This window comes from Mesorhizobium sp. M0954 (assembly GCF_040319155.1).
Classification (GTDB): Bacteria; Pseudomonadota; Alphaproteobacteria; order Rhizobiales; family Rhizobiaceae; genus Mesorhizobium.
Map to the genome: position 1 here is coordinate 1 of NZ_JAMYNR010000060.1, position 11009 is coordinate 11009.

The window sequence follows — 11009 nt, forward strand, 5'->3', positions numbered from 1 at the left end:
GTCGCGCTGCACCACGCCGGGCGGCTTAGCTTCTTCGGGTCGATGGCGCACCTCGCCGACCGCCGAGCATTCCTTCGCCACCTGGCAACGGTCCGGACGAAGCGCTGGGTCGTCTATACCAAGGCGCCCTTCGCCGGGCCTGAAGCGGTGCTCGCCTACCTGTCGCGCTACACGCACCGGGTCGCGATCTCGAACAGCCGCCTCATCCGCTTCGATGATGACGGGGTCACCTTCCGCTACAAGGACTATCGCCGCGAAGGCGCCGACCGGCAGCAGCTCATGACGCTCGCGACCGACGAGTTCATCCGCCGCTTCCTGCTCCACGTGTTGCCAAAGGGATTCCACCGCATCCGGCATTGCGGCCTGCTTGCCGGCTCTGTTCGCAGGGCCAGCCTCGCGCTTGTTCGTGAACTCCTGAACGTCACCGCACCGTCCGACGATGACACCACGGACGAACCGGACAACTTCCGCCCGCCATGCCCCTGCTGTGGCGGCCGCATGATCGTGATCGAGGTGTTCGAACGACGGAGGCAGCCGCGCGGACCGCCAAACGGTTCCCCGTCGACCGGGAGCAGCACGCCATGACCCGGCATGGAATGGTTCAGCCTTCAGCTGCAGGCACTCAGCCTCCGGCAACGGATCGACGCACGCCTATGGTGATTATCGACGCCGACAGAGCCGCGCCCAGCCGTCCACCGTCCCGACAACACCGCGCGGAGGCGCAACGAAGCGGTCTGTCCGCATTCACCCCAGCGCTTCCCGACGGCGGTCACGCCATCGCCGACATCTGCCGAAATCCGAAATCCCCATAGCCATCGCCTGTGGCCCGCGGGTTCCTTCCTCGGGGACTTTCGTACGCCTGCCGGCGCCCGAAACTCTTCACGGGAGCTGTCGGTCTGCTTCGGATCAGCGGCTGGCCAAAGCCGACATGGCTTGGCGGAAGCTCCCGAGCAAATGCCGGCTTCCTGATTTCCACGCCCGGAAGCGAACCGTCACAAATCCGCCATCTCAGGCATCACCTTGCAGACGGCCGGTTCGCCTTTTCGACGGCATAGGGTGTATGGAGCACCCGACGCCCCACCCCCTACCTCTGAAAATGCCCCAACCCGTTCTCATTGAGATAATCCACCGTCATCACCCGCGCGTGAAGGCCGCCGGAGGAACCGACGAACTTCACCGATGACAGCGAGCCGGTCGGCGCGTTCTCTCCGCGGGGCGTGAGGGCGTAGGTGTCGCCGTCCCAGTGCTCGAGCGTGAACTGCATGGGCTTGGGGCCGAGTTCGAGCATCAGCTTGTCGCCATCGGCCCGCACGGTGGCGGTGTCGAAATAGTTGCTCGTATATTGGCCCTCGTAGAAGGATGGACTGCGCGCCTTGGCGGGGTTCGTCGGCCTGTCCTTGCCGGCGAGGTCGCCCACCGGCTTGTAGTAGGCCATGAACCGCGGCTTGATGTAGGGATACCAGTCGCGGGTGACCTGGCCATATTGCACGATGTCCATGAAGCTGGCGGCGACCGCCTCGGCGGCGCCGACGGGGGAGCCGTTGGTGAGCACGACGATGCCGACATCGGCCGAGGGCAAGATCTGGAAGGTGGTGCCGGCGCCGAGCAGGAAGGCGCCGGAATGGCCCATGGTGGTGTGGCCATTGGCGTTCACCCCCACATTGAAGCCGTAGCCATAGGAGCTGGCCCGCGTATCGGGCGTCTCGCCGCGGTAGGTCACGCTCTGCGGTGTGATGGCGGGCTGCAGGATCTTGGGGTCGATCATGGGCTGGCCGCTATAGGTGCCGTCGCCAAGCAGCAGGATCATCCACTTGGCAAGATCCTGGGCGCTGGAGGAGACGCCGCCCGCCGGCGCCTGCTGGTCGGGGTCGCGGTCATAGAGCGGCTCGAACACATTCTCCGCCACGCGCGCATGCAGCAGGGCGCGGTTCTTGCCGGCGGCAATGAAGTCCTCGTGCCGATAGCTGCTCGAGCGCATGCCGAGCGGATCGAACAACAGGCTCTTGGCCAGCAGCTCCCAAGGCTGTTTCTCGGCGTGGGCCACTGCCTCGGCGCCGATCGTCGTGCCGAAATTGGCGTAGTGATAGGAGATGCGGAAGGGATCGAGGGGCACCATCCACAGGCTCCCGACGATCTGCTTGCGCTGGAAGCCGAGATCCTCGAGTTCGTCGCCCGCCGCCATCGGCAGGCCCGAGCGATGGGCGAAGAAATCGCCGATGGTGGCGTTGCCCGAGACATAGTCGAGATCGAGGCGAAAGCCGTCCCAGACCTTGCCGACCGGGGTATCCCAGTCGAAGCTGTGGTCCTTCGTCATGGCGATCGCGGCCACCGTGGCCGAGATCGACTTCGACACCGAGGCGACCTGGAAAATGGTGGTGCTGCTGACCTTAGAAGTGTCGTCCCGATTGTCGCGAAGGCCATAGCCCTCGTCAAAGATCATTTTGCCGCCGTGCACCACCGCCACGGCGAAGCCGGGAACGTCGGATGCTTCCTTGACTTTCTTGACGATGTCCGGCAGCGCGGCCAGCGCCTTCTCGACACCGCCGGGATACAGCTGCACAGCATCCTGCGGCGGCGATGGCCCAAGCTCCGGCACGTAGGACTGCGCGGCTGCCACGGCGGGCAGCATGGCTACGAGGGAAAGCACGACGAGAGCAGCGGCCTTCTTCATTGCATGTCCTCAAACTTGCACGGCAGATGATCGGACCATACGCGGCAAGATGAAAGATGGTTACAGCTATTTTCTACTGATATGTTCCAAAGATCAGGCAGAGACGGCGGCTGCGCGCATGTGATTTCGGGACCTGGTGAAGTAGCCGCGTTACACACGCGGGCGGCAATTGGATGGGACTGCGCGGGAGAACGTCAAGTTCCAAGCCCGGGCGGCAAATGGCGTCTACTCAGGAGTTGTTCGCCAACGGGCGGGCGGCCAACCAGAAAGTCATCGAAGCCAATTATATGGCCCATCGCGAGGCCCTATGGCCTGCTGCACGGGGTCCGATGGCCGAGAGGCCCGGACGCTTCCTTCCAAGGCCAGACGGCCTACTGGCGGCCGTATTTCTTGAACGTCGCGTTCCAGTCGGCTGCCAGCGCGTCAAGCGTTTCCTTGGCCGTGCCGGATTCACCGGTCACATAAGGATAGACGCGCTGGTTGAATTGTAGCAGCAGTTCGGCATTCTCGGGAACCGCCCAGAAATCCTTCACCTTGAACATGGTCTCGTGGAAGGCCTTGTTGTAGGGCGTGGCGTTCTGGAACTCATCCGATTTCAGTACGGCTGCGCTGCAGGTGTAGCCGCCGAGCGCTGCCCATTTCTTCTGGGTCTCATCCTTGATGAACCATTCCAGGAACTTCAGGGATTCTGCCTGCTTCGCTGAGTAGGAGACGATCGAGATGCCCTGCCCGCCAAGCGCGGCGAACTGGTCGCCGTTCGGCCCTGCCGGGTTGGCGAAGAAGCCGGTGTTCTTGGCGTTGGGATTGCTCGCTTCGTTGATCAGTGATGGGAAGAACGCGAAAAAGTTCATGCTCATCGCGGCCAGGTTTTCGGTGATCGCCTGGTTGTCGTCGATGAAATTGGCGTTGGCCCAGCCCGGAGGCGTGAACTTGTAGAGTTCCTTGTAGGCTTCGAGCGCGGCGATCGCCTTATCGGAGTTGATGATGCCGTCGACCTTGTACGTCGAATAGTCGCCAAGCTCGCCGCCATAGGAGAAGAGCAAGCTTTCGAAGCCGCCTGCCAGCCCGTCGTGGACATTGTCGGTGTAGATGGCGACGCCGTATTTCTTCTGATCGGGACGGTAGAAGAACTCGGCGATGTCGCGCAGCGCCTTGAAATCCTTCGGCACGCCGAGGTCGTAGCCGTACTTGGCCTTGAACGCTTCCATTTCCTTCGGGTCTTCGAACCAGTCTTTGCGGTAGGACCAGCCCATGGCGTCGCCTTCGAGCGGGATCGCCCAATACTTGCCGCTGTTGCCGGGATATTCCGCGTAGACTTTCACCGTCGCGGGGGCCATCAGTTTGGCTATATCGTGCTTGGCGAAGAAGTCGGTGAGGTCGACATAGTGGCCGCCGGTCGAGCCGGCGCCGAGCCACTGCGAGTCGCCGACGACCATGTCATAGGCGTCGCCCCTGGCGTTGAACTCGGCAAAGGCCTTGGTTTCGAATCCCGGCCAGGCCGTCGTTTCAATAGTTACCTTGACGCCGGTTTCCTTCTCATACTCGTTGACGAGTTCCTGAAGGTAATTCGCCGGGTCCCATTCCGCCCAAAAGATAGTGAGCTCTTCTGCCGAAACCGATCCACTCGCAAATGTCATGGCGGCGCCCACCAACAGACCAGCCCACGTTTGCATATCGCTTCTCCTTCCACGGCGACGTCGTCCAACTAGGAATTTGCGTATCGGATGCAATGCTTCACCCGCGTTCCGTCGAATGCGAAAGCATTCGGAGCAGGCCTTTGGACTCTACGAGATCAGGCGTGTCAAACCCCTCGGTGAAGCTGGCGTGGACTGGCGCAAGAATATGCCGCGCCTTGTCATTGCGGCCTTGGCCGGCATAGAGGCGGGTGAGCCGAAGCGCGGCCCTCAGTTCAGAGGATTTCGCGCCTTGATCGCGGGCCGCCGTGAGAGATTGCTGGAACCAGCTTTCGGCGGCTTCATCGGTTGGGTCCAGCACTGAAACCAACTCACCCCTTGTGCGCAATAACTCTGGTAGCTGATACTTCGAGGTCGATTTGCCCAGAGTGTCGAAGGCCTGCGCCAGGAGGGCAAGGCCTTCGCTTGCATCGCCGCGCTCGCCGCAGTTACGCGCAAGAATGCAAAGGTAGTAGGCCATGCCCATATCCGCGCCAGTCGCGGCGATACCCGCAATTCCCAGGCGCATTTGGCGAATGCCTTCCTCCAACTGCCCCAGACCGGCGAGCGCCCAGCCGAAATACACACGAGCCTGGCCAAGCAGCAATGGCATGACGAATTCATCACACAGAGTGATAGCTTTCTTCGCCCATTGAAGGGCTTCGGCGGGCTCGCGCCGCATCAGGTGGACCAAGCAGAAACTTAGCTGCGCTTGTGCTGTGGTGACCGGATGCGAGTCTCGCTCGGCTAGCGCCATTGCATCGCGTGAGCGTAGGATCGCCTGGACCGAATGGCCGCGCATGAAGAGCATCTGTGCGGAAAACGCCCTACAGCATACGCCGGGGTCGTGTCCGGCGTAGCCCCAGGCAAGGTGACGATGTCGCTCGTAATCATAAGTGGCCAGGCCATGGCTTGCATGACGTTCGCTCGCGTCGTAGTCACCGAGGTAATAGTAGATTCCCCAGAGTTGGTGATGTGCTTCGAGGATGTACCCCGAATCATCGGACACTTGCGCGAGTTCCAATCCGAGCGATTGGCATTGGTGGCCCAGCATCTCGGCAGCGCGCAGGTTGCCTGAAATGGTCTGGTAGGAGCTCTCGCCGCGCATCGCAGCGAATATTTGCGGCTTGTCGCGTAGCGTATCGGCAAGCCTCCGCGCGCTCGAAAAGGCCTGAAGGACCTCTGGTGCTCCCCAGCCCTTGGCTGCAATCATTGCCGTTCCCGTTGCGCTTTCAAGCGAAAGCTCCAGTCGCAGGCGGTCCTCAGATCCGGGCAATGATCCGACCAGCTCGAGCCCCTTGCGGAGGTGGGAGGCCGCCTCGAGATTGGCAGATCGCTTGAGCGCGAGCTGCCCTGCCTTGAGCCAATAAACGGCAGCCTGATAATTCACGCCGGCGACGGTATAGTGATGCGCAAGCGTTTCAGGTTCTGTCGCGACAACTTCCTGGAATTGCGCCTCCAGCGTCGCGGCGATCTTGGCATGAATCTGTTGCCGACGGCTTTTCAGCAGGCTCTGATAGGCTGCATCCCGTACGAGCGCATGCTTGAACGTATAGGTCGCCTCTGGAGGAACGCCTCGCCGAAAAACGAGCTCGGATTCTTCCAACTGCGGCATGACGTCTTGCAGACGGGTTTCGGCGGGGTCCGTTACGGCAGCCAGCAGCCGGTGATGGAAGCCGCGGCCAATGCAGGCGCCGATTTGAGCGACTTCTTTGACCGCCCCCAGCCGGTCCAGGCGAGACATCAAAGAATCCTGAAGGGTCGACGGAATCGCAAGAGGAGGCAGAGGACCTGAGAGCACGTAGTGGTCGCCCGCGTCGACAAGCAGACCGGAGTCGAGCACGGTCTTGGTCAGCTCCTCAACGAACAACGGAACGCCTTCGGTTTTGGCCAGAATCTCGCTGGCTACCTCCGGCGGCATAGTCTTTCCACCCGCTACGCGATCCATGATCGCTGCTCCTTGACCGAGTCCGAGGCGATCAAGCGAGAGCGCGGTTACATGCGATAACTGAATCCAACGCGGCTGAAACTCAGGTCGAAAGGTTACAATCAGGAGTGCCCGCATGTTCCGCAGGCGATCAATCAGCATATCCAGCCACTCGCCGGTCGTCGGATCGATCCAGTGCGCATCCTCGACAAGGACGATAGTGGGCTCACGCACGGCCAGCGCCTCGATTTGTTGGACGAGGGCGGCCAAAGTACGGGCCTTTTGGGCTAGCGGTGGCAGCCTGGTCGACGAGTATCGACCGGTCGTGTCGATCGACAGCAGTGTCGCCAACAGCGGAATTGCTTCCGCCACGTCCGGAACGATCCCGCGAAGCAGGGCCTCCAGCTTGTCGAGCTTGGTGTCCGTGGTGTCGTTGCGATCCAGTCCAGCCGCCCGTTCGACCTGCGTGGTCACGGGATGGAGCGCGCTGTTGATATGATAGGGCGAGCAAAAATAGCGTAGCCGCGGAGGGGGCTCGGCGCTCAATCGATCGACCATCGCCGCGATAATCCGGGACTTGCCAATACCCGGCTCTCCAGACAGCAGCACCACTCGGCCTTCCCCGGCGCAGGCCCGGTGCCACTGGTCAACGAGAAACTCGAGTTCCTGGTCCCGCCCAACAATCGGCGTCACAATGTTCTGCCTCGCCTCGAAACGACTCTCTGCCGCTGTCTCGCCGACAATGCGCCAGGTGCGGACCGGCTTTGCGAAGCCCTTTAGCTCCCCGCGACCGAGATTGACCATATCGAATAGACCGGCCACCAGTCGTTGCGTGCCGTCAGCTACAACAACGCTGCCCGGCTCGGCGAGCGCTTGCAGCCTCGCAGCCAGGTTAGGCGTGTCGCCCACAACGGCCTCCTCCTTTGCCGATCCTTCGCCAACGAGATCGCCGACAACGACCAGTCCCGTCGCGATGCCAATGCGGGCAGCCAGCGGTTCGCCTCCCGGCGCTGTAAGTCGGGCCGTTGCTGCGGCGGCGGCCATGCCCGAGCGAACCGCTCGTTCGGCATCGTCCTCGTGCGCCTGCGGCCAACCGAAATAGGCCAGCACCCCATCGCCCATGAGCTTGGCTACTCGCCCTTCGTAACGGGAGATCTCTTCCGACACTGCGATCTGATAAGCGCGAATAACCTCCCGCATGTCCTCCGGGTCGAGACGCTGCGACAACTCGGTCGAGCTGACGAGGTCCACGAACATGACTGTTAATTGGCGCCGTTCGGCGTGCGGTGGCCGCGCGTCACCATGCTCGGGCGACCTTGCCGGCGCACTCCCGCGGTCGCGCGAGGATGCTTTGATCAGTAACGGGCCGGATGTGTCTCCGAATGAAGCCACAGCGGCAAGCAGCCGGCGCCGGTGACCGACCGATGTGATCCCGAGTGCTATCAGATCCTCCGCCGTTAGCTGAGGAAGCATCTCGGATTCAATGTCATTGTCGCGGAAGACCGGAGCGTATCGCTCCAGTCCCAGGCTACTCAGCCATGCCGCGATGTCCACGTCCTTCTCCCAACCAAGCACTAAGGGTGCTGTGTGGAACCATATCCCAAATTGGAAGGGGAGTCGTCACACCCTCGGGAACCAGGCGAATGTCAGTTACGGGTCCCCGGACATCATGCCGTCTGAGCTGTCTGTCCGTTTTCGGGAAACGACCCAGGAGGCCTCAATGTCGGATATTGGGCGCAAAGCCGCTGGACCCAGCACCCGCGCGACCCACGCGAGGTCGTCCATTTTCAGATTTCAGTTCCCTCGGCCAGCGTCAATGCATCCTCGACGTCGACGCCGAGATACCGGACGGTGTTCTCAATCTTGGTGTGGCCGAGCAGAATTTGAATTGCTCGGAGATTCCCGGTGGCCTTATAGATAATGGAGGCCTTGGTACGACGAAGCGAGTGGGTGCCATAATCCTCACGGCGAAGGCCAACCGCCGAAACCCATTCATCGACCAGGCGCGCATACTGCCTGGTGCTCAAATGGCCAGCATGATCGACCCGACTGGGAAAGGCAAAATCGTCGACCGCTCCACCTCTACGTTCGAGCCATGCAAGTAGGCTTGCTCGGGCGTCTGCCATCAGTTCGAATTGAACTGCCCTCCCAGTCTTTTGCTGCACAACCATGGCCCGAGTCCGAATCTCAGCGCCACTCACTAGCGCGCCAATCTTGAGCTTCACCAAGTCGCAACCACGCAACTTGCTATCGATCGCAAGGTCGAACAGCGCTCGGTCCCGTGATCGACCTTCGCGGTCGAGAAAGAACCGGATTTCCCAGATTTGACGAACCTTCAGAGGTCGTTTGACGCCTACTCTCTTGCCTGCATTCCAAGCGGGACGGCCTTGTCGGCGAGGTCATACTGCGAATGTCCCATATCGTTTCTCCTCAGACCACTATTGGCCAGAGCACAAACGTTCGGGAGGGGCCGGGAGCGGTCCGGCCGGTTCTGGTATGAACGCGTGATAATGCAGATATTCAATCCGGTGGGTCCGAGTCTCGAACTGACCCGTTCCGCACGTTCCTAAAGCTGCAACTCCTCTCAGGCCACTCAAGCGAAGACTCAGGGCAGCAAAACGATCGAACGTACCATATAGATGGACCGTGGGCAGCACTCGGGCTTGACGTCTTGCCGTCATGGGTGAACGGTAGCGGCAGCCTGGCACCGCGCAGGAAAGCACGTTATGATCAAGGCTGTCTTGGGTTTTCTTCTGCTGCCTTGGCTTGTCATCTTGCCCCTGATCGCAGTGACACCCGCGATCGCAACCGATTTCAGCCAGCCCGGTCCTTTCGCGATCGGTATTCAGAAGTTCACGATACCTGACGTGACTGGTGAGCACCCGCTGGAAACATGGGTCTGGTATCCCGCTGCTGGTCCTGCGCCAGCTCCCGCCGGCGCAATCCTGAAGACGACGCCGGACGCACCGCCGGCAACGACCGGTCCCTATCCGCTGCTTGTGCTGATCCCCGGATCCTCGATGCCGGGCATAGCCTACACCCGCTGGGGCCAGTTTCTCGCGACCTACGGGTTCGTTGTCTTCGCTTCGAGCTATGATACCGGATTCGACGTTCGCCGATTGCTCTATTATCGTTCTGCCAACGTGCTTCGTGTGATCGGCTACGCCGATACACTGACAGCCCCGGGTGGCAAACTCGCTGGACTCATAGATACCTCCCACATCGGCGTCTGGGGGCATTCATCGGGCGGAGCGACTGCGCTCCAGGCGGGAGGCGCTCGGGTCGACTTTAAAGCCCTGGATAGCTGGTGCGCTGCAAATGAGGCCCAGAAGTATGGCGACTCATGCCAATTTGTAGGTTTCGAGCCAACGATTGCCAAACTCTACGGCGCTGCAGACCCGTTTGCGGAGCCGATGCCACCCATTTGGGATAGCCGCGTGGCGGCGCTCGTTCTCGCAGCTCCGGGCGGCGAGCTGCAGGTATTCGGCGCCACTGGCATTGCGGCTGTCAAAGTGCCGACGCTCATACTGGTCACTTCTGACGACGAGATGGTGAAGCCGGAATTCAATGCCCTATGGGCGCATGATAGCATCGGAAGTCGAGATAAGGCGTTGGCCGTATTCGACAAGGGTGGGCACATGATGTTCGCATACGGTTCCGGTTCCAGCCCGCAGTTCGATCAAGCCAAGACGCTGACCGCGGCATTCTTCCTCAGTATTCTAAAAGGTGATCCCATGGGGCAGGCGGCGCTGCGACCCGGCGAGGCGTCGTTTCCGGGCCTCCACTATAAAACGACCTTCCACTGAGCCGACCGGACTCGTTGCTGGACAGGTGGAGGCGCTCGTGTGGCCAACGGCAACACGTGGTCCGCTTGTGGCGCAACCGCGATCACCAATGCGGTGGCCGGTAATGTCCTCTTTAAGGCAGTTGCAAAGCTAACTTTGACGACCGACATGAGGCGCATTGCCGTCCGGCAGCCTGTGGGCCGGAAGCGGCCAACCCCAAGTATAGAAATGACCCAACACCGGCCGCCCTTGGCGAGTGTGCTCCACCCATTGCCCTAGCGAATAGCGGCCTGACCGCCGCAGCCACGACCCGCGCAAGCCCTCCTGAACCCCAGCTGAACGCCGCCTTCAGCCTTAGTTCGAACGGCATCTCCTAAAAAGAAGCCGTTCAACCGCGGTCCCGTCCGCCAAAGGAGACGCTCTCATGATCCGCAATTCTTTCATCGCAACCGCGCTTGCCGCTCTTGTCGGTATCACTGCCGCCGCTCCGGCCATGGCCAATGACGTGCGCATCGAGCAATATGGCTGGTCGAACTCGGCCGGCGGCGCCCAGAACGGCTTCAAAAACCGTATCCGGGTGTATCAGAACGGCCGCTTCAACAAGGTGATCGGCCAGCAGCGCGGCCGCCACAACCTTTCGGCTATCGGCCAGGACGGGGCCGGCAACTACGGCGCCACCTACCAGAACGGCAACCGCAACGTGGCCGGCGTCGGCCAGTTCGGCTCCAACCACACCACCATTCTGACCCAGGACGGTAACGGCAACATTGCTGCCGGCGTGCAGGTGGGCCACGGCTGCGATGCCAATGTCAGCCAGGGCGGCAGCGGCAATGTCGCAGCTTTCGTCCAGGCCTGCCCATAAACACGGCAACGGCCAGGCGGGCCCGGGAAAAATACCGCGGCCCCCCGCGCCCCACCCACGGGCCCAACCCAACCCCCCCCCGGGCAACCAT

6 protein-coding genes and 1 pseudogene are annotated in these 11009 nt (G+C 61.5%); 3 read left to right on the top strand and 4 right to left on the bottom strand.

Annotated elements, in window-relative coordinates; translation table 11 throughout:
• A partial coding sequence (locus NKH93_RS33700) for an IS91 family transposase (RefSeq protein WP_352976274.1) occupies positions 1-585 on the top strand: 585 nt, incomplete at its 5' end.
• Positions 586-1084: 499 nt separating this feature from the next.
• Here the strand turns inward: NKH93_RS33700 and NKH93_RS33705 are convergent.
• The 4 genes and pseudogenes from NKH93_RS33705 to NKH93_RS33720 form a co-directional block, all read right to left on the bottom strand.
• On the bottom strand, positions 1085-2671 hold the full coding sequence (locus tag NKH93_RS33705; RefSeq protein ID WP_352976276.1) for a serine hydrolase: 1587 nt from the start codon (positions 2669-2671) through the stop codon (positions 1085-1087).
• A 371-nt stretch (positions 2672-3042) separates the two neighbouring features.
• Positions 3043-4308, bottom strand: coding sequence for an ABC transporter substrate-binding protein (locus NKH93_RS33710; protein WP_502893831.1), 1266 nt, complete (start codon positions 4306-4308; stop codon positions 3043-3045).
• 97 nt (positions 4309-4405) lie between these two features.
• A complete protein-coding gene (locus NKH93_RS33715) occupies positions 4406-7825 on the bottom strand; it encodes an adenylate/guanylate cyclase domain-containing protein (RefSeq protein ID WP_352976279.1) in 3420 nt (1139 codons plus the stop codon).
• 233 nt (positions 7826-8058) lie between these two features.
• A pseudogene (locus NKH93_RS33720) lies at positions 8059-8690 on the bottom strand (tyrosine-type recombinase/integrase).
• A 307-nt stretch (positions 8691-8997) separates the two neighbouring features.
• Between NKH93_RS33720 and NKH93_RS33725 the strand changes: the two are divergent.
• Both NKH93_RS33725 and NKH93_RS33730 read left to right on the top strand, forming a co-directional pair.
• Positions 8998-10077: an alpha/beta hydrolase family protein gene (locus NKH93_RS33725; protein ID WP_352542968.1), complete on the top strand. Its 1080-nt coding sequence runs from the start codon at positions 8998-9000 to the stop codon at positions 10075-10077.
• Between the two features lie 403 nt (positions 10078-10480).
• Complete coding sequence (locus NKH93_RS33730; protein ID WP_352452314.1) at positions 10481-10918, top strand: curlin; 438 nt, start codon at positions 10481-10483, stop codon at positions 10916-10918.
• The last annotated feature ends 91 nt before the right edge of the window (positions 10919-11009 follow it).

Bases quoted from the DNA above. Each gene is read 5' to 3' on its own strand.
- NKH93_RS33705 (WP_352976276.1), bottom strand. From the start codon at position 2,671: ATGAAGAAGGCCGCTGCTCTCGTCGTGCTTTCCCTCGTAGCCATGCTG.
- NKH93_RS33730 (WP_352452314.1), top strand. From the start codon at position 10,481: ATGATCCGCAATTCTTTCATCGCAACCGCGCTTGCCGCTCTTGTCGGT.
- NKH93_RS33710 (WP_502893831.1), bottom strand. From the start codon at position 4,308: ATGACATTTGCGAGTGGATCGGTTTCGGCAGAAGAGCTCACTATCTTT.
- NKH93_RS33725 (WP_352542968.1), top strand. From the start codon at position 8,998: ATGATCAAGGCTGTCTTGGGTTTTCTTCTGCTGCCTTGGCTTGTCATC.